This is a genomic window from Paenibacillus urinalis, assembly GCF_028747985.1.
GTDB lineage: Bacteria > Bacillota > Bacilli > Paenibacillales > Paenibacillaceae > Paenibacillus > Paenibacillus urinalis.
The window spans coordinates 4,034,113-4,058,753 of record NZ_CP118108.1; the positions used below are offsets into that span (position 1 = coordinate 4,034,113).

At 46.3% G+C, this 24,641-nt stretch carries 26 protein-coding genes and 1 other RNA gene; 1 reads left to right on the plus strand and 26 read right to left on the minus strand.

Annotated features, from left to right (window positions below; genetic code table 11):
- The first annotated feature begins 12 nt into the window (after nucleotides 1-12).
- Entirely contained in the window at nucleotides 13-867 is an 855-nt protein-coding gene (locus PUW25_RS18675; protein ID WP_081872853.1) for an IS3 family transposase, read from the plus strand.
- Between the two features lie 121 nt (nucleotides 868-988).
- On the opposite strand, the gene PUW25_RS18680 is transcribed toward PUW25_RS18675, so the two are convergent.
- From PUW25_RS18680 to PUW25_RS18805, 26 genes are all read right to left on the minus strand, one after another.
- A complete protein-coding gene (locus PUW25_RS18680; protein WP_047910835.1) occupies nucleotides 989-1,342 on the minus strand; it encodes a hypothetical protein in 354 nt (117 codons plus the stop codon).
- Nucleotides 1,343-1,554: 212 nt separating this feature from the next.
- Nucleotides 1,555-1,964, minus strand: an RNA gene (gene rnpB, locus PUW25_RS18685) — RNase P RNA component class A.
- Between the two features lie 62 nt (nucleotides 1,965-2,026).
- Nucleotides 2,027-3,142 (minus strand): Nif3-like dinuclear metal center hexameric protein, encoded by a 1,116-nt coding sequence (locus tag PUW25_RS18690; RefSeq protein WP_205052585.1) that lies wholly within the window; start codon nucleotides 3,140-3,142, stop codon nucleotides 2,027-2,029.
- Nucleotides 3,118-3,888 (minus strand): tRNA (adenine(22)-N(1))-methyltransferase, encoded by a 771-nt coding sequence (locus PUW25_RS18695; protein WP_337999880.1) that lies wholly within the window; start codon nucleotides 3,886-3,888, stop codon nucleotides 3,118-3,120. The genes PUW25_RS18690 and PUW25_RS18695 overlap by 25 nt, the downstream gene beginning before the upstream one ends.
- 229 nt (nucleotides 3,889-4,117) lie before the next feature.
- A complete protein-coding gene (gene rpoD, locus PUW25_RS18700) occupies nucleotides 4,118-5,248 on the minus strand; it encodes an RNA polymerase sigma factor RpoD (protein ID WP_047910833.1) in 1,131 nt (376 codons plus the stop codon).
- A gap of 44 nt (nucleotides 5,249-5,292) precedes the next feature.
- Nucleotides 5,293-7,113 carry a DNA primase gene (gene dnaG, locus PUW25_RS18705; RefSeq protein WP_047910832.1) on the minus strand — a complete coding sequence of 607 codons (1,821 nt, stop codon included), beginning with the start codon at nucleotides 7,111-7,113 and terminating at the stop codon, nucleotides 5,293-5,295.
- A 47-nt stretch (nucleotides 7,114-7,160) separates the two neighbouring features.
- Entirely contained in the window at nucleotides 7,161-7,619 is a 459-nt protein-coding gene (locus PUW25_RS18710) for a YaiI/YqxD family protein (protein ID WP_047910831.1), read from the minus strand.
- A 164-nt stretch (nucleotides 7,620-7,783) separates the two neighbouring features.
- A complete protein-coding gene (gene glyS, locus PUW25_RS18715; RefSeq protein WP_274337361.1) occupies nucleotides 7,784-9,859 on the minus strand; it encodes a glycine--tRNA ligase subunit beta in 2,076 nt (691 codons plus the stop codon).
- Nucleotides 9,859-10,740: a glycine--tRNA ligase subunit alpha gene (gene glyQ / locus PUW25_RS18720; RefSeq protein WP_047910829.1), complete on the minus strand. Its 882-nt coding sequence runs from the start codon at nucleotides 10,738-10,740 to the stop codon at nucleotides 9,859-9,861. The genes glyS and glyQ overlap by 1 nt, the downstream gene beginning before the upstream one ends.
- 351 nt (nucleotides 10,741-11,091) lie before the next feature.
- A complete protein-coding gene (gene recO, locus PUW25_RS18725) occupies nucleotides 11,092-11,844 on the minus strand; it encodes a DNA repair protein RecO (RefSeq protein ID WP_047910828.1) in 753 nt (250 codons plus the stop codon).
- Nucleotides 11,845-11,880: 36 nt separating this feature from the next.
- Nucleotides 11,881-12,030 (minus strand): YqzL family protein, encoded by a 150-nt coding sequence (locus PUW25_RS18730; protein WP_205052584.1) that lies wholly within the window; start codon nucleotides 12,028-12,030, stop codon nucleotides 11,881-11,883.
- A gap of 136 nt (nucleotides 12,031-12,166) precedes the next feature.
- Nucleotides 12,167-13,069, minus strand: a complete 903-nt coding sequence (era, locus tag PUW25_RS18735; RefSeq protein WP_047910827.1) for a GTPase Era — start codon at nucleotides 13,067-13,069, stop codon at nucleotides 12,167-12,169.
- Nucleotides 13,070-13,105: 36 nt separating this feature from the next.
- On the minus strand, nucleotides 13,106-13,513 hold the full coding sequence (locus PUW25_RS18740; RefSeq protein WP_047910826.1) for a cytidine deaminase: 408 nt from the start codon (nucleotides 13,511-13,513) through the stop codon (nucleotides 13,106-13,108).
- Between the two features lie 50 nt (nucleotides 13,514-13,563).
- Nucleotides 13,564-13,929: a diacylglycerol kinase family protein gene (locus PUW25_RS18745; protein WP_047910825.1), complete on the minus strand. Its 366-nt coding sequence runs from the start codon at nucleotides 13,927-13,929 to the stop codon at nucleotides 13,564-13,566.
- Entirely contained in the window at nucleotides 13,929-14,423 is a 495-nt protein-coding gene (gene ybeY / locus PUW25_RS18750) for an rRNA maturation RNase YbeY (RefSeq protein WP_047910824.1), read from the minus strand. The genes PUW25_RS18745 and ybeY overlap by 1 nt, the downstream gene beginning before the upstream one ends.
- A gap of 86 nt (nucleotides 14,424-14,509) precedes the next feature.
- On the minus strand, nucleotides 14,510-16,741 hold the full coding sequence (locus tag PUW25_RS18755) for an HD family phosphohydrolase (protein WP_047910823.1): 2,232 nt from the start codon (nucleotides 16,739-16,741) through the stop codon (nucleotides 14,510-14,512).
- Nucleotides 16,742-16,758: 17 nt separating this feature from the next.
- Entirely contained in the window at nucleotides 16,759-17,730 is a 972-nt protein-coding gene (locus PUW25_RS18760) for a PhoH family protein (protein ID WP_047910822.1), read from the minus strand.
- Nucleotides 17,731-17,736: 6 nt separating this feature from the next.
- Nucleotides 17,737-18,942: a sporulation protein YqfD gene (yqfD, locus tag PUW25_RS18765; protein WP_274337362.1), complete on the minus strand. Its 1,206-nt coding sequence runs from the start codon at nucleotides 18,940-18,942 to the stop codon at nucleotides 17,737-17,739.
- The gene (gene yqfC / locus PUW25_RS18770; RefSeq protein WP_274337363.1) at nucleotides 18,939-19,232 is read right to left on the minus strand and encodes a sporulation protein YqfC; all 294 of its coding nucleotides are present in this window, start codon (nucleotides 19,230-19,232) and stop codon (nucleotides 18,939-18,941) included. Before yqfC ends, yqfD begins: the two co-directional genes overlap by 4 nt.
- A 120-nt stretch (nucleotides 19,233-19,352) precedes the next feature.
- On the minus strand, nucleotides 19,353-19,889 hold the full coding sequence (locus PUW25_RS18775) for a hypothetical protein (RefSeq protein ID WP_274337364.1): 537 nt from the start codon (nucleotides 19,887-19,889) through the stop codon (nucleotides 19,353-19,355).
- 14 nt (nucleotides 19,890-19,903) lie between these two features.
- Entirely contained in the window at nucleotides 19,904-20,911 is a 1,008-nt protein-coding gene (floA, locus tag PUW25_RS18780; protein WP_274337365.1) for a flotillin-like protein FloA, read from the minus strand.
- 79 nt (nucleotides 20,912-20,990) lie between these two features.
- Nucleotides 20,991-22,307, minus strand: coding sequence for an NfeD family protein (locus PUW25_RS18785; RefSeq protein WP_274338318.1), 1,317 nt, complete (start codon nucleotides 22,305-22,307; stop codon nucleotides 20,991-20,993).
- A gap of 164 nt (nucleotides 22,308-22,471) precedes the next feature.
- The gene (locus PUW25_RS18790) at nucleotides 22,472-22,915 is read right to left on the minus strand and encodes a GatB/YqeY domain-containing protein (RefSeq protein ID WP_047910817.1); all 444 of its coding nucleotides are present in this window, start codon (nucleotides 22,913-22,915) and stop codon (nucleotides 22,472-22,474) included.
- A 16-nt stretch (nucleotides 22,916-22,931) separates the two neighbouring features.
- Nucleotides 22,932-23,105, minus strand: a complete 174-nt coding sequence (rpsU, locus tag PUW25_RS18795; RefSeq protein ID WP_005547957.1) for a 30S ribosomal protein S21 — start codon at nucleotides 23,103-23,105, stop codon at nucleotides 22,932-22,934.
- 266 nt (nucleotides 23,106-23,371) lie between these two features.
- A complete protein-coding gene (locus PUW25_RS18800) occupies nucleotides 23,372-23,731 on the minus strand; it encodes a histidine triad nucleotide-binding protein (protein ID WP_047910816.1) in 360 nt (119 codons plus the stop codon).
- A gap of 448 nt (nucleotides 23,732-24,179) precedes the next feature.
- Complete coding sequence (locus PUW25_RS18805; RefSeq protein ID WP_047910815.1) at nucleotides 24,180-24,512, minus strand: hypothetical protein; 333 nt, start codon at nucleotides 24,510-24,512, stop codon at nucleotides 24,180-24,182.
- Nucleotides 24,513-24,641 lie beyond the last annotated feature (129 nt).

Here is a 24,641-nt window from a genome sequence, read left to right on the forward strand (position 1 = left end):
CGACAAGTAAACTTGTATCAAGCGATTCAAGAACTGAACAAAGAAAAAGGTTACGCAATTAAGAAGTTGTGTGCGTTAGCAGGGGTTGCTCGATCTGCCTATTACAAGTGGTTAGGTTGGACGCCATCTACCAAGGAACTTGAAATTCAAGTGCTAGCCAAAGAAGTAAAGCTTCGTTATGACAAGCGAAACGGAATACTTGGCTACCGCCAAATGCGTACTCAATTAAACCGAAAGCTCAAAAAGCAGTACAACAAAAAGCGCTATTACCGAATTATGCGTGCGCTTGGCCTCAAAGCAGTCATTCGTAAGAAACGACCAAGCTATATGAAAGCCCCAGAGACCCATGTCGTTGAAAATGTAATGAATCGTAACTTTGAGGCCCAGTCTCCAAATACAAAGTGGTGTACAGATGTGACAGAACTGAAGTATGGAAATGGCCGCAAAGCCTATTTAAGCGCCATTATCGATGTATATGATAACTCCATTGTTTCATGGGTATTAAGCCATTCCAACAACACTAAACTCGTGGTGGATACGCTGAAGCAGGCTTATGAGAAGAATCCCGGTGTAACCCCACTCCTACACAGCGACAGAGGTTTCCAGTACACGTCCCACGAGTATAATCGGCTCCAACTAAAGTATGGATTTATGAAAAGCATGTCTCGTGTGAGCCGATGCTTGGACAACCAACCTATTGAGCGCTTTTGGGGTACTTATAAATCGGAAAGTTATTATCTTACAAAGCATGATACCTATGAAGACGTCCTGAAAGATGTTAGCAATTATATTCGCTATTACAATAACCATCGCTATACAGAACGTTTAGAGGGTCTGTCACCCAACGAATACAGGCGAGTTGCATAAGGAAGATCCCTCAGTTCCGTTAAACAAACTGAGGGATCTAGATAAACTATTTTTGTTTTTTTACACTGTCCACTTGACAGGGGGCACTTCATTCATCTCGTCTGCTCTTTGCGTTGTTTAATTATCTACGGCCTCTTCTGTTGCGGTCATGATGACAGCCCTTGCCATGCATGCCACCCATGCCGTGATTCATTGTGCTCATGCCGCCTACACCGTTCATTGTGCTTGTTCCAGCAACACCATTCATACCATTCATGCCTGTGCTCATGCCGCCTACCACTTCTTCAGTTTCAGCAACGACCCACTCATGAACTGGAACTGGTACCGGATGATGTTTGTTAATGATTTGTACAGGGTGAATTACAGGCTGGATTTGAGGATGATAATGATTTTTCACTACATTTACAGGATCACAAACGATAGGCTTAAGAGGAGGGAAACATTTTTTCATGTGATGACCACTACGTTGAGACATATTGAACAACTCCTTTTCAAGTGATAGTATAATCTATTCCTCACTCCCTTAATGGCTTGGATGTTCGTCCATAGGTCAAATAATTAAGAAAAACGTCTATTCGTTCATATTGGCATAGAAAAAGGCGAGCTGCTACATAACAAAAAACGGTAATATGTCCTGCACTAGGCAGGCAAATTACCGTTATATCATCGCATATGCTGTGTTGCAGTTTGGAAAGTTTTACGTAAGCCGGGTTCTGTGCTCTTCGTGGTCATAACGGGAACTACCCTCCCACCACAAGCGACAATCATCTATCTAGGCCATTCATTGCTGAACAGCTCAAGCGACCAACCTAGACACACCTCGGGCTAAGGCTGCCTTCCTTACGGAAGACAGTGTCTCTTTAGGTCTTGCTCCAGATGGGGTTTACCAGGAACGAAGTCACCAGCGTTCCTCGGGGTCTCTTACACCTCGGTTCCATCCTTGCCTGTGCTAGCCATATAGCCAGCCATCGGCGGTCCATTTCTGTGGCACTATCCTTCAACTCGCGCTGACTGGACGTTATCCAGCATCCTGCCCTGTGGAGCCCGGACTTTCCTCTCGTGGCAACAAGGCCACCAGCGATTGTCTGTCAAACTTTCCGACAACATTCATATTATACTAGGACTCGCTTTATCATTCAAGTGAAATTACTGGGATCGACTATACAAATTGGAAAGGCTCTGTATTCATCTCAGATGCATGCACCTCTGTTGCATAACGGCCCTTCTCCAGCTTCTCTTTAAGCCATTTCACCGTGTTCGGCTTCATGATCTTTTCGATATTATGACCGGGGTCTATAATAGCTATCCCCGCCATCAGCGCATCCTGAGCCGTATGATAGTCAATATCGCCTGTAACTATGACATCCGCGCCTCTAAACAGCGCATGATTCACATATCGGCTGCCGGAGCCGCCAAGCACAGCGGCCTTCTTAATCTGACGATTCAGATCGCCCACAACTCGTACTTGCTTCACTTCGAACTGCTTCTTCACGATATCCACTAGCTCCTTAAGCAGAACAGGCTCAGACAGCTTGCCGACCCGTCCCAACCCAAGTGTTCTGCCCTTCATATCCATATGGTACAGATCATAAGCCACTTCTTCATAGGGATGAGCCTTAAGCATCGCCTGCACGACTTTATTCCAAATGCTATGCGGAACAATCGTTTCAATTCTAACCTCTTCTACCCGCTCCATTTGCCCTTGCTTGCCGATAAATGGCTTCGTAGCATCACCCGGAACAAAAGTGCCATATCCGTCAATATTGAAGCTGCAATGACTGTAGTCCCCGATTGCCCCCGCACCCGCGCCTAGTATGGCATCAAGCACCTTTTGGTGATGAGACTTTGGTACGAATACAACCAGCTTGTACAAATGATCCGTGTGCAGATCTTCTAGTGGTGCGACATCCTGTATACCAATCGCTTCTGCCATCCAATCGTTGATGCCGCCCTCTGCTACGTCTAGGTTCGTATGACTAATATAAACGGCGATATCATGCTTGATCAGTTTCTCATACAGCTTGCCCATCGGCGAATCGGTATTCAGCGATTTGAGTGGTCTGAAGATGATGGCATGGTGTGCGATAATAAGATCTGCTTCCAAACGGATCGCTTCTTCAACGACCTCATCTGTCACATCAAGTGCAACCAGCACTTTCTTGATTTCTTTTGCCAGCGTTCCGAGCTGAAGACCGATACGGTCATCAGGAACGGCTAGATGCTTAGGAGCAAGCTCCTCCATATAAGAGATTACGGTTTGTCCTTTTGCATACATGTGAGCACCTCCTCAATTCGTTTCAATTCCTGCTGGAGCTCCTCTGCCTTCTCTTTTGCTTCAGGAAGATCAGATTTAGATAAGGAAGTCAGCACCTTTTGGATCTTATCTATTTCGAGCTCCCATTTTTTAACGAATACAGATCCACCTTGCTCTACCAGGAATGGCCCCATCTTGAGCAGTTCGTTTGAAGTCAGCTCAATCTCATGGTCAGCTGTTCCGATCAGCTTCGGCTCATATACTTCATCATTTGAGATGTGGCTGAAATACCCGGGTACAGCTGCAATGACTTCATAGATTTTGCCGTCTTCCTCAATAATTCGTTCTGCTTCAATGACGTAGTCATTATCGAACAGCCATCTTCGCAAAATATCTTCACCAACATTAGGCTGCAAAATAAGACGTGTGACTCCCTTAAGCTTAGGCTTGCCGCGTTCCAGGATATTAGCGATCAGTGCGCCGCCCATCCCTGCGATCGTGATTGTATCCACTTCGCCGGCCTCAATCACATCCAGACCGTCTCCCCGTCTGACTTCGATTTTGGCTTGTAAACCGCTGCTTGCCACTTGTCTCTTCGCTGCCTCGTATGGGCCTTCATTCAGCTCTCCGGCAATGGCTGTGGCTGCCTGACCGCTTTGAATACAAGCGACTGGCAAGAGAGCATGGTCTGAACCGATATCGGCAAGATTCCGTCCCGGATCCATTAGATCATGTAATAGCTGCAATCTTTTCGACAATTTCAACATGCATTGCACCGCCCAACTCTATACTAAATGTAATTATTGCAAACCTAACGGTGACTTCGCGCACCAATCAGGCAATGCCACGTTTCGATGTTTGCAATCATCATCAAAAAAAGCTAAAATAATGGGTAATAAGAAATCGAAGGAAATATATCCAAAAAAAAGAAAAAAACTCCTTGATCTAAACAAAAAGACCTCCTGCCGCAAGCACAGCAGAAGGCCCTTAATCTAACTATTCAAGGAAATCTTTAAGCCGTTTGCTGCGGCTTGGATGGCGCAATTTACGAAGTGCCTTCGCTTCAATCTGACGAATCCGTTCTCTCGTTACACCAAACACTTTACCTACCTCTTCAAGTGTACGTGTACGCCCGTCATCAAGCCCGAAACGGAGACGCAGGACGTTCTCTTCACGTTCAGTGAGTGTATCAAGTACATCCTCTAATTGCTCCTTCAGCAATTCATACGCAGCAGCATCAGCCGGAGCAAGTGCTTCCTGGTCCTCAATAAAATCTCCGAGATGAGAGTCGTCTTCTTCACCGATCGGTGTTTCAAGCGACACAGGCTCTTGCGCAATTTTCGTAATTTCCCGTACCTTTTCCACACTTAGGTCCATCTCAGCCGCGATTTCCTCCGGTGTCGGTTCGCGCCCTAGCTCTTGCAGCAGTTGTCTGGACACTCGAATCAATTTGTTAATGGTCTCCACCATATGAACAGGAATCCGAATGGTACGAGCCTGGTCAGCAATTGCACGAGTAATCGCTTGACGAATCCACCAAGTTGCATAGGTACTAAATTTAAAGCCTTTATTGTGGTCGAACTTCTCCACCGCTTTAATCAGACCCATATTCCCTTCCTGAATCAGGTCAAGGAAGAGCATGCCGCGGCCTACATAACGCTTGGCGATGCTGACAACGAGACGTAAGTTGGCTTCAGCCAGTCGACGTTTCGCTTCCTCATCTCCATTCATAATTCGCTTAGCGAGTTCAACTTCATCGTCTGCCGACAGCAACGGAACACGTCCGATTTCCTTCAAGTACATGCGGACTGGGTCATTAATTTTGATACCAGGAGGAAGACTCAGATCATCATCAAAATGAAAATCATCACCTTCTTTATCCTCAGAGTCATCATTAGGCCGTAGTGGGTTATCATCATCACTCTCATTTACCACATCAATTCCTAAATCACTAAGCTGTTCATAGAACTCATCCATTTGCTCAGGGTCTTGATCGAATGGAGACAGCTTCTCCATAATCTCTTTGTAATTCAAAGACGACCTCTTTTTGCCCTGTTCAATCAGCTGGTCTTTCACTTGATCCAGCGTCAATTCTGTTTCTAGTTCAGCATGCTGATCATTCGCCATACTTCGACTCCCTCCTCCCTAGAAACATGGTATGATAATTACAATCATTGTCTCTCTAGGGTTATAATCTCACTTGCGATTTGTGCTGCACGCAAAAAGTCTCCGGATCGTTCGGCAGCAATCATTTCCTCTTTTTTAGAATCGATCTGCTGTAATACCGGATACTTTAATACCTCTTTAATACAATCATCCAGTGCTCCGTGATCCCACTGCTCAGGCGCATCCATCATGGAAATGGAGCTTACCGTTTTCTCAAGACGATCGTCTTGAAGAGATAACATAAACATCCTTAAATCCGGCGGTTTGCCTTGCGCGTAATAAGCATATAGATAAGCAGCGATAGCTGCATGATCGCTAATGTTAAAGGCTTCACCAAGACGTTCACCAACATATCTGGCCGCCTCATCATCTTGAAGCATCCAGGACAGAAGCCTTCGTTCGGCCGTATGATAGGCAGGAAGTAAATTAGGTGTAGGAATCTGCCTATTTTGTTGCCTACCATTATTCCACCTTTTGTCGTTATTATCCCCATAATGCTCGTTTTTTTGCATTTGCTGCCTTTCGAGATTGCATTCCTGCTTCAATGTCTCAAAATCCACATGCACTTCGGAAGCAAGCTCCCGCAAATACACCTCTCTCTCTGTGGGAGAAGAGAGTGGAGCAATCAGCTTGATGGCTTCACGCGAATAAGCAATTCGGCCACCTTCTTCTAGCAGTATATGGTTTTTTTTCAAGTTTATAAGTCTAAATTTTATCGGTGGAACAGCACCTTCAATGATCTGATGAGTGAAGCGGTCTCCACCATGCTTGCGAATAAATTCATCAGGGTCTAAACCATCTGTCAGGAGCGCAACCTTTGCTTGAATCCCTGCCGACTCCAGGATCGGTAAATTCTTGAGTGCGGCAGCTTGACCGGCGCGATCACCGTCATAACAGATAATTACCTCATCACTGAGAGATTTAAGCATACGGGCTTGATTTTCCGTCAGGGCAGTCCCCATTCCGGCAACCCCATTCTGGATTCCATGCTCCCAAGCAGAGATCACATCGCCGTAGCCTTCGAACAGTATAGCTTGTCCTTTCTTGCGGATCGAAGCCTTCGCATGATCCATATTGTAGAGGACACGACTCTTATTAAAGAGCCTCGTCTCCGGCGAATTAAGATACTTCGGCTGACCATCACCCATGATTCGGCCTGCAAAGGCAATGATTTTGCCACTGCTGTTCTTAATCGGGAACATGACACGGTCTCGAAACCGATCTACATACCCTTCGCCTTCATTACGGGCTGATATTAATCCGCCCTTCTCCATTTCAGCAAGCGGAAACTCTCGTTTCGTTAGAAACTGCACAAGTGTATTCCAACCGGCCGGAGCATAGCCAATCTGAAAATGGTCAATCGCTTTGTCATTCATACCCCGATTACGCAAATATTCAATTGCTGCCTTACCGTACTCCGTATTCTTCAATAAATAATGGTATAATTTAGCAGTAAGCTCATAAGCCTGCAGCAATCGTTCTGTTTCAGGATTATGATGTGCGACATCACGCCCTTGCCACTCCCCAAGAGGAATATGGCTCTCTTCTGCCATCGTCTTAACAGCCTCGGGAAAGGTTAATCCTTCGATTTCCATCCTGAATTTGATGGCGTTGCCTCCCTTGCCGCAGCCGTAGCAATAGAAGATTTGGCGTTCTGGTGTAACCGTAAAGGAAGGGGTATTCTCTGAATGAAATGGACAAAGCCCTTTCATATACTTACCTTGCTTGGTCAGATGTACAAACTTACTTACCGTGTCGACGATATCATGTTGACTCAGCACTGATTCGATAACACTTTCCGGTATGTTACCCTGTCCGGCACTCATCTTAACCACCTTCATCTCTTTAACACGTAAATAATTATTCGCTAAACTTACACAATCTCCTGCAAATCCTTCAAAAGATTTGTCAGTTTATGTTGAAATAACTTCCTGTCCTCATCTGTCATAGGCCTTGGACCCTTGCCATACTGGCCTCTCTTCCTAGCCTTCGCGTGCGAATGCCGAGTATCGAGCAAAAAATCAATATCCTGATCGTCGATTATTCTGCCTCGGAATGTGATTACGCTGCAGGATTTGGCCAGAGCTAAGGCAGCAAGTCCATAATCCTGGGTTACAACAATATCTTGTGCCTTGATATGATTAGCAATATACAGGTCAGCACTTTGGTCACTCCGGTCAACATGTACGATCGTAGTTCCTTCCCCGCCTTCGAGCCGATGGTCGTAGGAGGACACCATAAGCACATGAATCTGAAATGATGCTGCGGCAGTCTGAATTTCACGTTTTACGGGACATGCATCCGCGTCCACCACAATTTTCCTATGCAATATTCATCACCTGTCCGGGATATTATTATATACGCCTTCGTGCATCGTAATTCCTGCTCTAATCTCCACATGGAAAATAAAGGACAAATACGGAACGGAGCCTATCCCCCGTTCCGTATATTTATTTCTTACCGCATTACCTTTTTAAGCTAATATCAGGAATTTAATTACCAGACGAGCTTAGAAAAATCCGCAAAGGACTTCAAGTCTTTGTCAATGGATGCAAGAAGACCCAATCGATTGGCTCGAATGGCTTCATCTTCAGCCATAACCATAACAGAGTCGAAGAAGGAAGTGATCGGCTCTCTCCATTCAGCTGCAATGCTCAGCGCCTTCTCTGCATCTCTCGCAGCCAAAGCCTCGCGATAAGCCTGCGCTGTGGAGCTCCATGCTTCATACAATGTACGTTCACCTGCTTCGACAAAAACCTCCTCCGTCACAGAGGCATTGGATGCCTTGGCTGCAAGGTTGCCTACACGGTTAAACGAATCTACGGTCGTTTTAAATTCAGCAGCTGTCTCCACCGTATTCGTCAGTGCCGTACCACGGTTTACGACAGATACGATATCGTCATACCCCGCGCTGATCACTGCATCTACTACATCATAGCGCATCGTTTCAGACAGGAGCTTCTTAACTCGAAGGGCGAAGAACTCCTGCAGATCCTTATGGATATCATCCTTGGAACGCTTCATTACTCGCATGTTCTCATGAATTTCGATTCCGATCTCAAAAATCTCATCAAGTGTAATCGGCAGCCTATGATCCAAGGCGATCTGTACAATACCTGCGGCTTGACGACGCAGTGCATACGGATCCTGAGAACCGGTAGGAATAATGCCGATAGAGAAGCATCCCACAATCGTATCTATTTTATCCGCTATGCTTACAATTGAACCTACAACAGAAGCAGGGACAGTATCAGAAGCGCTTCTTGGCTGGTAATGCTCAAATACCGCTTTAGCTACTTCAGGGCGTTCGCCAGCACGCAGTGCATAATCTTCACCCATGACACCTTGCAGTTCAGGGAATTCATACACCATCTGTGTGACAAGATCGAATTTGCAAATATCCGCTGCCCGGCTAACCAGCTCGACTTGATCCGCAGACACCTGAAGCTTGGCTGCAAGCGTATCAGCGATCTTGCGAATGCGGCGCACCTTGTCTCCGACCGTACCGATCTCCTCTTGGAATACGATGCTTTCAAGCTTGGAGAGTGCATCCTTGATCTGCAGCTTCTGATCTTCCTCGTAGAAGAACTTCGCATCAGACAGACGGGCACGCAATACTTTTTCGTTCCCTCTTGCAATGACGTCAAGGGATTCTGCTCCCCCATTGCGAACTGCAACAAAATACGGCAGCAATTTGCTGTTCTCGTCCAGAACCGGGAAGTAACGCTGATGCTCTCTCATCGAAGTAATGAGCACATCCTGAGGAATATCCAGGAACGATGCTTCAAATGATCCATAGAGCACAGTCGGAGTTTCAACGAGAAACAGTACTTCTTCCAGCAAATCTTCTTTAATCGCAATCGTCCAATTCTTCTTAGCGGCCAAAGCTTCGATCTGACTCACTATAAGGGCACGACGCTCTTCAATGTCAACAATGACATGCTGTTCACGAAGGGCCTCTGCATAGGCAGACGGCTCTGAGATCGTCGTGTCGGAACCAAGGAAACGATGTCCTCTCGATACATTCCCTGACTTCACACCTGCAATCTCAATGTCGACAACATCCGAACCGAACATCGCCACGATCCAGCGAATAGGTCTAACAAATTTCAAGTCATACGAAGCCCAGCGCATAAATTTAGGGAAGGTCATCGCATGCAGCACCTGAAGCAGTCCGTCAGCAAGCACCTCTGAAGTCTGGATACCTTTACTGCTCTTCGTAGCATAGATATATTCTACGCCGCCCAGTTCTTTGAATGTAAACTGCTCCGGATCTACACCTTGGCTTCTTGCAAAACCAAGTGCAGCTTTACTCCAGTTTCCGCTGTCATCGAGCGCAATTTTACGGGAAGGACCTTTAACTTCTTCCTCTACATCCTCCTGCTTCTCAATAACGTCTTTGATGATAACAGCCAAACGACGTGGAGTGGCATAAGCCAGAACTTCTCCATGAGTAACTCTTACACTGTCCAGCCATTTAACAAGCCTGTCTTCGAGCTGATCAATTGCTCCCCGAACAAAACGTGCAGGCACTTCCTCAAGACCGATCTCAAACAATAAATCTCTAGACATTATTGTGCACCTCCTTGTTTGAGCAGCGGGAATCCAAGCTTCTCGCGTTCCTCCAGATAGGTAGCCGCTACTTGTCTAGCCAAATTCCGCACTCTGGTAATATATCCTGTGCGTTCAGTAACACTGATTGCCCCTCGTGCATCAAGAAGGTTAAACGTGTGGGAACATTTAAGAACATAATCGTAAGCTGGGAATACCAAATGCTGATCCATCGCTTTTTTGGCTTCTTCCTCGTACATATTGAACAGCGTGAACAGCATGCGCACATCGGATACCTCAAAGGTATACTTGGAATGTTCAAATTCCGGGTGCTTAAATACGTCGCCGTATGTAATGCCATCAACCCATTCTAGATCAAATACGTTGTCTTTATCTTGAATATAAGAGGCAAGACGCTCCATACCGTACGTAATTTCGACGGAAACTGGATGCGTTTCAATACCGCCTACCTGCTGGAAATAAGTGAATTGAGTGATCTCCATTCCATCCAGCCATACTTCCCAGCCTAGTCCTGCACAGCCAAGTGAAGGGTTCTCCCAATTGTCCTCAACAAACCGGATATCGTGCTTCTTAGCGTCAATGCCAAGAGCCTGAAGGCTCTCCAGGTAGATCTCCTGGATATTATCTGGTGAAGGCTTGATGATCACCTGGAACTGATGATGCTGGTACAGTCGATTCGGGTTCTCTCCATACCGGCCATCCGACGGCCGTCTAGAAGGCTCTACATAAGCTACCTTCCAAGGCTCAGGACCGATCGAACGCAGGAAAGTCATCGGATTCATCGTTCCGGCGCCTTTTTCCGTGTCATAAGGCTGGACAATAATACAATTATGCTGTGCCCAGAAATCTTGCAGCGTCAATATCATTTGCTGAAAGTTCATTTCATTTCTCTCCTTTGCAAGGTGAATGATTACAAGAAGCGCAAGGACAGCAAAAAGCCCCCGTCCTACGCCTGATGTTCAGACATAGGGACGAGAGCTACTCCCGCGGTTCCACCCTACTTGACTGCACTCTGTCGAGCACAATCCACTTTTCCGTATCCATTTCATGCTCACGAGTGCCATTTCCTAAACCAGACCTGCCGGACTTCCACCATCTCCGACTCGCTCATTAGCCAAAGGCCCTTTATCTAGTACTTTCTCGATCAACACATGTCTCGTAAAGAGATATTACTATGAATAATAGCTTATATGTCAGGTCGTTGTCAAGCTGGGCACAACGGTATTACACCATTAGAAGCCGTATTTGTCCATTTGATCGAGAAAATTACGGGATTTCAGATTGAGTCCAAGCTGCTGATCCATGAAAGCTCGCATAATCTTCTTTATCTCCAGCTTGGTCTCATCGCGAACAGAGACGTTACCCAGACGCTGCAGATCGACCAAGGCAAATAATCGAAGCAGCTTCAGCGCCCTTGGTGAAATGGACATTGCAGGCGGATCGAAATGCTTGCACGCTCTGCACAGTGTGCCCCCGAGGCCTGGACTTATAAAGTATTCCTCGTCCGGTCTTTCTCTTCCGCAGGATATGCAGGCCGTTAATTCAGGCGCATAACCAGCGGATTGCAATATTTTCATTTCATAAAGAGATATAATAACAGCGGGATCTTTATCCTCATTCAGTGCCGTAAGGCATGCCTTTAATTGCTTAAACCAAAAGCTTCCCGTCTCCTCATCCTGCAGCACACGATCGAGCAGCTCACAAGCATAAGAAGCATAGGCAGCTTTGACGATATCTTCACGCAGCAAATGGTGAGATTCAATAATCTCACCTTGGTTTAACGTTCCGAGCCCGTGATTGCGAAAAAATACATATTCTCCGTGAGTGAAGACCTGTGTCAACGCGGCATGTCGGCTTTTCGGTTTCTTGGCTCCACGAACCAGAACACCTATTTTGCCTCCACTTTCGGTGCAAAGCGTAATAATTTTGTTCCCCTCACCGTAGTCCATACTGCGGATGACGATGCCTTCCAGCCTATATAGCATGTCTCATCCCCCAATAGAAAGTCATGCTGTACTCTTTTAAGATTCGGTCTGTAATTCATCATAAGCCTCTCCCTCTGCGTCAGCTTCTGCCCCTGCTTCCCCCGTGCATGCACAGGATTCCTTGTATAGCAGATAGGCATCGACATCTCCAGTCTTTGCAAAATACGTCCACGAAAAATCTCGCACAAGTATTCATCCTCTCTTCGGAAATGACGTGATAAGCATCTACGAATAGGATGTGCAGGGCTGTTGTTTCTATGCGATACATTAACTGGAATTGCTTGCTGACGAGAGGCTGGGCTGACATGCATGATGACCGAAATTATGCGTCCCGATGGAAACCTAAATCTTTAAGTACACGCTCTTGATTACGCCAATCCTTCTTCACCTTTACCCACAGCTCCAAAAATATTTTGGAACCGAGCAGTCTTTCAATATCTTGTCTGGAACGCTTTCCGACCTCTTTGAGCAGTGAGCCCTGCTTGCCGATAATAATTCCTTTTTGCGAATCGCGCTCTACGAAAATGACAGCAGATACCTGCACCGTTCCATTCTCTTGCACGCGCATATCCTCAATGGTGACGGCAATGGAATGCGGCACTTCCTCACGAGTCATATGCAGAATTTTTTCACGAATGAGCTCTGCAATGACAAATTGCTCCGGGTGATCTGTAATCTGATCGTCAGGATAATACTTCGGACCTTCAGGCAAATACTTTTTGATCTGATCCATTAGTGTATTGACATTATTTCCGAATTTGGCTGAGATCGGCACAATTTCTGCAAAATCAAGCAGATTGCGATATTGATCAATGAGAGGTAGCAGTGCTTCAGGCTCTACCTGATCAATCTTGTTCAGTACGAGGAACACAGGCGTCCGGACATTTTTGAGCTGTTCGGCAATAAAGCGGTCCCCGCCGCCCATGCCTTCAGAAGCATCGACCAGAAATAATACGGCCTCTACTTCGGAGAACGTATTAAATGCCGTTTGATTCATGAAATCTCCCAGCTTGGACTGACGTTTATGAATTCCGGGTGTATCCAAAAATACGATCTGGTTATCCTCTGCCGTATATACCCCGTGAATTTTGTTACGCGTAGTTTGAGGCTTATCCGACATAATGGCTATTTTTTGCCCGATGACTTGATTCATCAGCGTGGATTTTCCTACATTGGGTCTGCCAATGATGGCAACAAATCCGGATTTAAAAGCGGTTTTAGACATATTTTCCTCCAAAAAGGGTCAATACCCTTATCCTTTTTATGCTTTCTCCAGAGCTTCCGGTCCAAAAGCGCCGGGCAGCAGCTCGCTAATCGTGGTCTCCTGAATTTCGCCCTTGAGGTTACCCAGGTATACAGGCATATTGCTGTCACACAGTTCCAGTATAACCTGCCGGCATACCCCGCAAGGTGCAATAGGGCCTTCCGTGTCGCCTACGACAGCCAGTGCTTTGAACTTGCGGGGAACATGACCATTCGCAATCGCACTGAACAGTGCGGTACGCTCTGCACAATTGCTCGGACTATAAGCTGCATTTTCAATATTACATCCATGATATATATACCCATCTTCTCCTAATAGCGCAGCACCTACGCCAAATTGGGAATAGGGAATATAAGCTTTCTTTCGTGCTTCAATCGCTTCCTGCATGAGCTGATGTGCATCCATATTTGTACCTCTTTTCGATTATTGTGGACTTATATGACGATAGATATGAATTACATAATCCATCTGAAGAAGGGTTTAAGGTAAACAAAAAATCCGATAATGACGGCAAAAACCGCCGCCAGCAGTACAGCTCCGGCAGCGGTATCTTTGGCGGCTTTGGCCAGCGGGTGAATCTCAGGGGATGCAAGGTCAACAACGAGCTCAATCGCTGTGTTGAGCAGCTCGGTCACCATTACAAAACCTATTGCCATACAAACGAACATCCAATCCGTACGTGAAATATCCAGAAGCCATCCGGCAGTAACGGCGATGAGAGCAAGAACCGCATGAACCCGCAGGTTCCTTTGGGTTCTAAAACCATACATCAGCCCTTCCATCGCATTTCGGAATACATCCACTATGGACCGTTGCTTCATTAGCGTGTCAACCCGACACTTGCCAAGACAGCTTCTTGTTTACCCATCATTTCCGCTTCGCTCGTTTCATCCTGATGATCATACCCGAGCAGGTGAAGAAAGCCATGCACGAATAAAAATCCAAGCTCTCTTTCCACAGAATGACCGTATTCCTCACTCTGCGCGATGGCCGTAGGGACTGAAATGATGATATCGCCAAGTACATCTGGAACGTCCATTGATTCGCCTTCCTCGAGCTCGTATACAATATCAAGCTCTTCATCCAGCGTTTCATTCATCGCAAATGAAAGCACATCGGTAGGACGGTCAATTCCACGGTACTCCTTATTCAGCTCATGAATTTCCTCATCATCGACGAAGGTAAGGGCAACCTCACCTTCATCTACCCCTTCCATCTCGGCTGCTTTTTCAAGCAGCTGAGTGAGAAGGGAGATCAGCTCGTCACTGATATTATATTGTTCTTGATTATTATCCCATGCAAGCTGCACACTCATATGGCATGCTCCTTTGTTTCAATGAATGATTGAATCCATTTCATAACTGCAGAGCTAAAGGTATTATGAAATGGATTCGATGTGTATTAACTTTCTTTTGGCTTCTTAATCTCTTCAGGATACTCAATTCTCGAATGAAAAATCCCCATGACCGTCTCTTTCAGCGTCCTGGAAATAATATCAAGCTCCCTCATGGTAAGGTCACAGTCGTTAAGCTGATGATCGTCCAATCGACTCTTAACAATCTTCTCGATCATGGATTCAACCTGATCGACCGTAGGTTTCCGAAGTGACCTTACTGCAGCCTCCACACTGTCAGCGATGCCTACAATGGCCGCTTCTTTGGACTGAGCCTTAGGTCCCGGGTATCTGAAATCTTCTTCCGTAAAATCCGGCTCTACGCCAGCTTCTTCGGCCTGCTTCAGCGCCTTATGATAGAAATAATGGAGGAACGTTGTCCCATGGTGCTGCTCCGCAATATCTCTTATTCGTTTAGGAAGCTTGTAATCCTTCTGCATCTCCACACCGTCTCTAGCATGCGAAATGATAATGGACTTGCTAAGCTTCGGATCCAGCGTATCATGCGGGTTCTCCATATTATTCTGATTCTCGATAAAATAAATCGGTCTCTTCGTTTTGCCAATATCATGATAATACGAACCGACTCTGCATAGCAGCCCGTCTGCACCAATCGCTTCTGCAGCAGCCTCTGATAAATTACCGACCATTACACTATGATGATAGGTTCCTGGAGTTTCTGTCAGCAGCTTACGCAGCAGCGGATGGTTCGGGTTCGACAGCTCCACCAGCTTCAGCGCTGACAAAATGCCGAATAAAGATTCGAAGAATGGCATCAGTCCGATGGCAAGGACAGCCATCAGAATACCGCCAGCAAAAGCAAAGCCTACACTGTACATCGCTGCCGTACGATCCCATTCTGCATTACCAAGGATGGCCAGCATGAACACAACGAGCGAGCCGATGAGTGAAACGATGATACCGCTCTTGAGCAGGGTCGAGCGCTGACTCGCCTTATCCGTTGCAAATATAGCTGCAAAGCTGATAATAATCGTAAACATCCCAAAATTAAAATCAAAATTCTCGTTCAGCTGTGTATTCAGAATAATGCTGCTCAGTATGCCGAAAATAATAGCACACACGTAAGCGAGCGGAATATCCAGCAGCAGCGTAATCAACATGACACCAATCCCTACGGGAGCCAAATAGCCGACATAGGCACGGTTATCATTTTGTAAGAAGCTGACGATGTGCATGCACCCGATCGTAATTGCGAAGATGCAGAACAGCATCAGAAGCTGAGCGTTATTGTATTTGAATTCTGGACTGCTGATTTGTTTCATGTAGATCATAATTCCAAGTGACAAACCAAACGATAAGAGCAGCAATCCAAGCTGAGGCCAATAGTTGACTTCGTCGCGAAGCAGCTTGTTGTCTTCCAATAGCTTGTACACTTCTTCGGTAATAATCTCACCTTTGGCTACAAGTGTTTCGCCCTCTTCAATGAAGACCTGAGGTGTGTTCTCTCTTGCCCTTGCCTTGGCTTCCTTCGTTGCTTCTTCATCATAGAACTTGTTTGCCGTTATAACAAACCGAGTAAGCTCCTGTACGACCTCACGTGCAGTTCTATCCGTCAAGGAGCTGGTATTCACCATCTCAGCTACCTTGGCTCTCGGAGTTGAAGCATCCGTAATCTGATCAACCATCAATCTCGATACGAGCTCACGGGCAACAGGCTTCATTTCCTGAATCTGTTCCGAGGACAGCCGGGCAATCTTGATATACGTTTCCTCCGGTATCCGGTAGGACTGCTCCTGAGTTACTCTATGAATCTCATCAAGAAGTGCATCCGAATAAGTGCCTGTTCCCCGGTTGTTGTTGATATAATTCGTAATCGAATCACTAAGTCTTTGGGGAATTTCATCCTTATAGATCCCAATTTTATCTTCTCGGGAAATATCATCCTGATTGAGCCTGTCAATCCGGTCCAATATGGAGGTCACTAAGTTCTCATTTCGTAAGGATACAATCTGATAAACCGGCTGAACGGCTTCTGCCGCTTCCTCAGCTGCAATCGCTCTTGCCTGATTATCCTGGATCTGCATCGGAGCCTTAATTTCCTTCTCGCTGCGAGTTCCCTGCGCAATATCGTATCTTTCAGGCAGAAGACCAGGAGCCAGACTGACGTAAAACAGAATCATCAGAAACAAAAACAGAAGATAGCGGATCCCTCTGCTATTCTTCCATCCAAGCTTTCTATTCTGAAAAGATTTGTCCTTCGACAATTCCTTAAGGGTCATCCCACGACAATCCCTTCCTATTCTTGATTTTCGGCGGCTCGGTCATATGCAGTAATAATTTTTTGTACAAGTGTGTGCCGCACGACATCCTGCTCAGTAAAATAGACAAAACCGATCTCTTCTACACCTTCGAGAATTGCCTTAGCATCAATGAGTCCTGATTTTTTCCCGCGGGGAAGGTCGATTTGCGTCACATCACCAGTAATGACCATCTTTGATCCAAAACCAAGCCGTGTCAAAAACATCTTCATCTGTTCCGGCGTTGTATTCTGCGCCTCATCGAGAATAATGAATGAATCATCAAGTGTTCGTCCACGCATGTAAGCAAGCGGAGCGATCTCGATCAATCCGCGTTCAAGCGCTTTGGCTGTCTGATCGGGTCCCATAACGTCATACAAAGCATCGTACAAGGGTCTAAGGTAAGGATCCACCTTCTCCTGCAGATCACCTGGCAGGAAGCCGAGGTTCTCGCCCGCCTCCACGGCAGGACGCGTCAGCACAATCCTTTTGACAGAGCCTTCCTTCAGCGCTGCAACCGCTAGAACAACAGCAAGATACGTTTTACCTGTACCTGCCGGGCCAATGCCGAACACGATATCACGTTTTTTGATCGTCGTTACATAATGCTTCTGGCCAATCGTCTTTACTCGAATCGGCTTGCCGCGATATGTATTCGTAATCTCACCTTTAAATAGATCAAGAAGCTGATCTGCCCGCATATCCTTAGCAAGTTCAATGGCGTACTGGACATCTCTTTCGGATAAGATGTGGCCATTCCGGATCAACGCAAGCAGCACCTCAAACAGCTGTCCCATGATCTCTACTTCTTGTTCCTTGCCTCTAATTGTTATTTCTGCTTCCCGGGAGTCGACAGTCGCCGGAATCTGCGATTCCATCATCTTAAGAAAAGCGTCCTGTGGTCCAAATAACGACTGCCCTTCTCCCGCGTTCTGAAGCGAGATTCGAATGCTGTAATTATTTACTGACAAATAGCCTCATTCTCCTTGACTTGGACTTGGGTTATGAACGAGCGGAAGCTCTTCCGCTATACTTTCTTCTACTTCGAAAAGCACTTTCATATAAACTTTACCATTCTCTTTCTTCTCATGCAAAATTTTTTCGCTTATCACCTTCGTTCCTTTCCCATTTTTCGCTAAAATATCGTTTTTTGCCGCTGTGATTCCATATTGTTTAGCCTCTTCCTCACTCGGAGTAAGCTCTCTATAATTCGTCTCCCTGTCGGTCTCCGTCATCCAGCCAATCGGCAGCTTGAACGACCTCCACGTAAGCGCCTCAACATCCGTGATCGTCTCGTATTTACTGTACGGGGTTTTATCATACCCCCAATACTGAATCGCCCAGTCGCCAATGACGATATATCTCCGCTCCTTGGATTCACCTGAATAAGTGACCTGCTTCTGAACGAGCGGTACCTCAATGTTATATTCGTGCCATACGAGTCCCTTCACATCACCTTTGGCTACAACCAATTCACTGTTCTCTTCGTCACCCAGAATGCCGGAGATGAGAACAGCCCCTTTTTTAACACGTGTATTCTTCTGTACTACAGGCCGACCCTGCTCAGCATAAATTTCTGTAATTACCGCATCTGCTTTGCTCACAATATGCCTGGGACTTAACAAGGGCTGCTTCTCAGGCTCGTCTGCCTCGACAACTTGTATGGTGAATTTGGTCCCTTCCCGGTCCACTCCGATCCATGCCGCAGCCGGCAGCTGCTTGATCAGATCTCTAGCCAGCTTGTCCTGCGTCGGGAGCCGAAAGGACCACTGAAACGGATACAGCCCCTCTTGTTTGGCTGCAGCCAGAATCTCTTCCTCCGTTATTTTCACATTCCCCTTCACCTCTACATCCCATACAAGCGATGACATCGAGAACAAGATGGCAAAGAACAGAAAGGCCCCCGCAACAAACATCTTTCTTCTAAGTAATCGAGCCAGGAAAAAAGGAAAGCCGATACGCTTCTTCACACGAACACGGCAGCCTGTCCGCCGTAAAAGCGGGCGCAGCTTAAAGAAATCCCGAAGTAGAATATTCATGCTGGCGCTGCTCTCACCTATCGAACGAATCTCCCAAACCTGAAGACCTCTGACAGCCATCTGGTTAATCATCGCTTCAAGGTCTCCACCCAGGAGAACAATATGAACACTTCCTCTTAAGTTAGCTAGACTCGGCGTCTTCATTTTTCATCCCCCGTTCCCAGGTACTGTATATTCGTAATTCGCCCTTCCACTGCTACTTCTTCCGGGAGAATGGTGCGAATCAACAGATTATTCCCGCTGATCTCAAGCCTCCCGCTTGATAAATCCAGCACGAGCCGTTCTTCAGAGAAGTGAACCACACCGCGATGATTCTCTATGTATAGCTGATTACTTCCAATCAGGGTTAGCCTGGGCGTATCAAAAAGAACATCCTGCGGCAAATCGAGTACTTCGCTGGTCCATTTGCGCAAATTGCGGCTGATTCGGGTCATTGGGCTGGTCTTCCCCCTTCCTGTACTCTAAACCATATGCAGTGAATTTCTGTTTTATGAAAGCATCGAAACACAAAAAAGCCGTCTTTTCTCATAAGAGAAAAAACGGCTTAATCTGCCTTATTTCCGCTGCCTCGTAAAGGACTGCTTAGCACGCGGCGGCCCTAAGATCTCTGCCCATATGATTCCTTTACGGATCTCATCTGAGCTTAAAGGGGCATCGTTCTTATTAGACTCTGTTGCCGGCGCAGCAGCCTGCGTCCTGGAGGCACCCTGACGCTGAGACTGACGCTGAGCCTTATGCTCCAGCTTCAGCCTGGCACGCTCCATACGCATCTTCTCGACTTCAAGCTCTCGCAGCTTACTCTCAAGCGCCTCATTCTGAGCTGCAGCATATGCAGGCTGAGGCTGATTGGAATAAGGAGACGAATCATCCTCGTAAGCCTCATCCTCATCTTCTTCATCGTCTTCCTCATACCTGGAATCAGACTGATGTTGCTGCTGACGAGTGTCCTGAGCAGGATGGGGACGTGGAGCCCTCTGAGAAGGATGCTGTTCGTCATTCGGCTTCTTACTCTTTCCTATAAAGGATACCAATGCGAATATAGCACCCAGCACAAAAATGAAGTTATTCATCACCCATTCGATAAGGTTCATTTACATCCACCACCTTATTTATTAGGGTTTGATTCGTCGTTATCTCCCTGGCGATCCTCAGGTCTTGCGATGGAGCCGCGCATTTGAGTATCTGCTTCAATGTTGCGGTAGTTCATATAATCCATTACACCGATCTGGCCATTACGGAAAGCCTCAGCCATCGCAAGCGGTACTTGAGACTCGGATTCAACAACGCGCGCTCTCATCTCTACGACGCGAGCCTTCATCTCTTGCTCTTGAGCAACGGCCATGGCACGACGCTCTTCTGCTTTTGCCTGGGCAATCCGCTTGTCAGCCTCAGCTTGCTCCGTTTGCAGATCCGCACCAATGTTATTTCCTACGCTGACATCAGCAATATCGATAGATAGGATCTCGAACGCAGTACCCGCATCAAGTCCTTTTTCAAGCACAGTACGAGAGATCCGGTCCGGATGCTCCAGCACATCTTTGTGAGAGTCTGAGGAACCATTCGTACTTACGATCCCTTCCCCTACACGGGCGATAATTGTTTCTTCACCCGCACCACCGACGAGTCTGTCAATGTTCGCACGAACGGTAACACGTGCTTTAACCTTCACTTCGATCCCGTCTTTTGCTACGGCAGAAACGACCGGTGTCTCGATAACACGCGGGTTAACGCTCATTTGAACCGCCTGCAGAACGTCACGTCCTGCAAGGTCAATCGCTGCAGCACGTTCAAATTCTAGCGGAATGTTCGCACGCTGAGCAGCAATAAGGGAGTTCACGACACGGTCTACGTTACCTCCGGCCAAGTAATGGCTCTCCAGCTGATTAATATTGAGTCCCAGACCCGCTTTGGTTGCCTTAATCATTGGATTTACGATCCGGCTCGGCGTTACCCGTCTAAGTCTCATGGCTACAAGCGTGATAATACTGATACGAACGCCGGATGCAAGAGCCGAAATCCAGAGCATAACCGGGAAGAAGCTGAAGAATACACTCAGAACGATGATCACGACAACCGCGATCAGAAGAATAGGTACGATACCTGAATCCATCATTGATTAAATTCCTCCACAAACATATTATTTTTGACTTTACTATATTACCTTTTGCATGGTTATCAAGGCGGCCCCATAATTAAAGGTTTATGCGCTTAACGACAACCCTTGTTCCTTCTACTTTGTGAACGGTTATCTGTTCATTCGCTGCAATAAAGCTGCCTTCAGTGACCACATCTACATTCTCCCCATCAATGACAGCTGTGCCGGCAGGACGAAGTGTTGTCAAACTTATTCCGTTCTTGCCGATCAAATCTTCTCTAGTCCGAATAGAAGAGTAGCCTTGCTCTGCTGTCATGCTGTCTCTGAGAATAAATCGGTTCCATATCCCGCGTTCCTTGAATATAATTGCGACAATAATAACAACCGCTATCGCGGCCGCTGCAGCAATCCCAAGGGAGAACAAAGCCGTACCCGTATCGTACGCGGCTCGAACGACACCTGCAATCAAGCTTACAGAGCCTAATATGCCCAGGATACCGAAGCTTGGAACAAACAATTCAGCGATGAGCAATGCCAGACCGATGATAAAGAGGAACCAGGTCTCCGATCCACCGATGCCCGCTACGTAGCTGCCTCCGAAGTACAGTGCAAAGCTAATAACGCCCACAATACCTGGAACACCGAATCCAGGAACAAACAATTCGATCAGTATACCCGCGATACCGAGGAACAACAGAATGGTCGATACCACCGGATGTGTAAGGAAAGTAGATATCTTCTCAAACGTGGTCTGCTCCATTACAAATAGATTATCCGAGGAATATTCAAGCCATGCAGCAACCTCAGCAGGGGTCGAAGCAATCTTATCTGCATATCCTACCTTAAGTGCCTCATTTGCGGTCAGAGAAATAACCTGTCCTTGCTGCTTCGTCTTGTTAATCTCCGGCATTTCAACGACCATGTTAAGGTCTGTCATGCCTTGTGCGATTTCTCCGTTCCGATCGTTCTTCTCCGCAGCTGCCTGCATATTAGCCTTCCATGTAGCGACTGCTTTCGGATCCTCGATATAGTTATTGCTGGCATCCACAAGTGCTGCTGCACCGATTGTGCTGCCAGGTGACATTGCGATATGATCCGCCGTTAATGCAATATAGCTGCCTGCCGATGCCGCATCACCATGTATAAAAGCCGCCACCGGGATACTGCTGTTCTGAATCATATCACCGATCTCTTTCGTCGTCTGAACCAATCCGCCCGGCGTATTAATCTGCAGTACAATAAGACCTGCCTCCATCTCCCCAGCTTCCTTGAACCCACGTTCCATAAACTTGTGGAGCCCGCGTTCAATAGGCTGATCAACCGGTATCACATACACGGCTCCCGATTTCGCAGCCTGTGCAGTTGGAGCCAAGAATAGAGCGGAAAACATAGCAAGCAATACAACAGCCATCATGACAACAGAGAAATTCCACTTTTTCAAAGTGACTGCCAAATTTATAACCTCCCTCCTGTATAAGTCTATAATGTCACCATATGTCGTATATTACGCTTCATGCAAGTGTTACGTTTCAAAAAAAGAAAAAACACTCCCTGAAACAGGGAGTGTTTACGGTTATGTTATTGCAGAAATTGTTGAACTGCTTGGCTCACCAGCTTGCCATCCGCTTTGCCTTTAACCTTAGGCAAAAGGGCTGACATCACTTTACCCATCTCGGCTTTCGAAGAAGCACCGGTTTCCTGGATGGTCTGCTGTACAATGACTTTAATTTCTTCTTCGGTAAGCTGTGAGGGTAGATACTTGCTGATTATATCAATTTCCGCTTTGGCATTCTCCGCAAGTTCTGTGCGACCCGCTTTATCAAATTCTTGGAGGGCATCTTTGCGCTGTTTGATTTCACGACTGAGGATATCAAGCACTTCGTTGTCATCCAAAGTTCTTTTCAAATCTATTTCAAGATTCTTAATCGTCGAACGAACCAATCGAATGGTGGAGAGTGTGAACTTGTCCTGACTCTTCATCGCTTGCTTCATATCTTCGTTCAATCGTTCGCTAAGATTCATGTTGTTCTAATTCCTCCTAAAACTTTCTCTTACGAGCAGCCTCGGACTTTTTCTTGCGCTTTACGCTTGGCTTTTCATAATGCTTGCGTTTCTTCACCTCAGCTAAAACACCATCTTTAGCGATGGAACGTTTAAAGCGACGAAGTGCAGCATCAATTGTCTCGTTTTTGCGAACTTTAGTTTCAGACACCAGTTTTCCCTCCCTCCGACCAGACCGTCCAAGAGCATATAACACGGTTCATCAAACTTAATTATAGGTGAAAATTCGTTAGTGTGTCAACCTCTATAAGAATACACGCTGAAAAAGTAGTTTTTTTGGCTTAATGAGGCCATTTCTCGATGGATTAAAACAATGGTTTCAAGACTATATATAGACAAACAATGTCGATTTGCATCTATATATCTACATTAAGTCTAGATTCAGGAATAATCAAATCCTTCAAATCCACGTTAGAATTAGCTGTGTGATTTAGAAATACCTGTAAGCGCCCCGAGACGTGCACCGCCAAGCACATGATAATGCAGATGATGAACGGTCTGCTCACCATCCTGGCCGCAGTTGTTGATCAGGCGATAACCTGATTCCGCAATGCCCAGCTGCTTTGCCGCTTCTTGAGCTGCTTTGTGGATCTCTCCGATCAGAGCAAAGTCTTCCCCTTCCACCTCATTCATGGAAGCGATATGCTTCTTCGGAATGACAAGCACATGTGTCGGTGCTGCAGGCTGGATGTCGTGGAATACAACTACCTGCTCATTCTCCAGTACTTTATTTGACGGAATTGTGCCTTCAACGATTTTGCAAAATAAACAGTCCATAATAGTTACCTCCATCTATAATTTTGAATTGGACGATGAGAAAGCCCGTTAACCACAAGTACAAGTAATGTGGACTTATATAACCCACAGGCTTGAACGGTATAAAGCCGTACCAATTGCAGCGGATCTCACCACCTGTCATCTAGCTGAGCGGGTCATTTCAATCTAGGTACAGCCATATGTATGCAAGTTAGAATGAACTATCGAATTGTCCATTAACACTCGATATTGAGCCGAGCTTAGGGCATAGTGCAAGGACTCATTAGTTCATTCTATCTAATAGACAAGTTTATCATACAAGTTCGTGCCTCTCGTTTCAAGAATTGAGAGAAGCACAAACCGTCCCAATTCGAGTCCGTCATCAACGCGTCTTCATGAATAGAAAAACCCCCTGCATAAGCAGAGGGCTCTTTGTCTGTATACAAGCTGTAGCAAATGATGAGAGCTTTTAGTAATAAGGCAGTAAAGAAATAGCAGTCAGTGCAAATAGTGGAAGGATCAGCCGATTGAAGCGGCGGCGTCTGCCGTAACCATATCCACCACCGTATGGAAAAAATCCTCTGTAATCACCGCACGGGGAAGGCATACATCCACAATACGCATGCATTCCGTGAGCAGGTGCTTGCTGATAAGTATCACAAGTCATCGGCACGGCCAAATATACATTTTCTTCGTCCACACTTTCCACGATGCCGTCATGCACAGTTCCATCCTCCATCCACACCGACACATAACGATATAGATGATCGGAACACATTTTCTTCTTGTCTTGTTTCTCCATGAGACTAACACTCCTCCTTATAAACAATGGACTCTTACCCATAACATATTCAGAGCTGGGCGAGTTGCCACTGTTTAAGGAGAAGAATAGACATTTTACATCCATTAATTCATGCTTAACCCATGATGG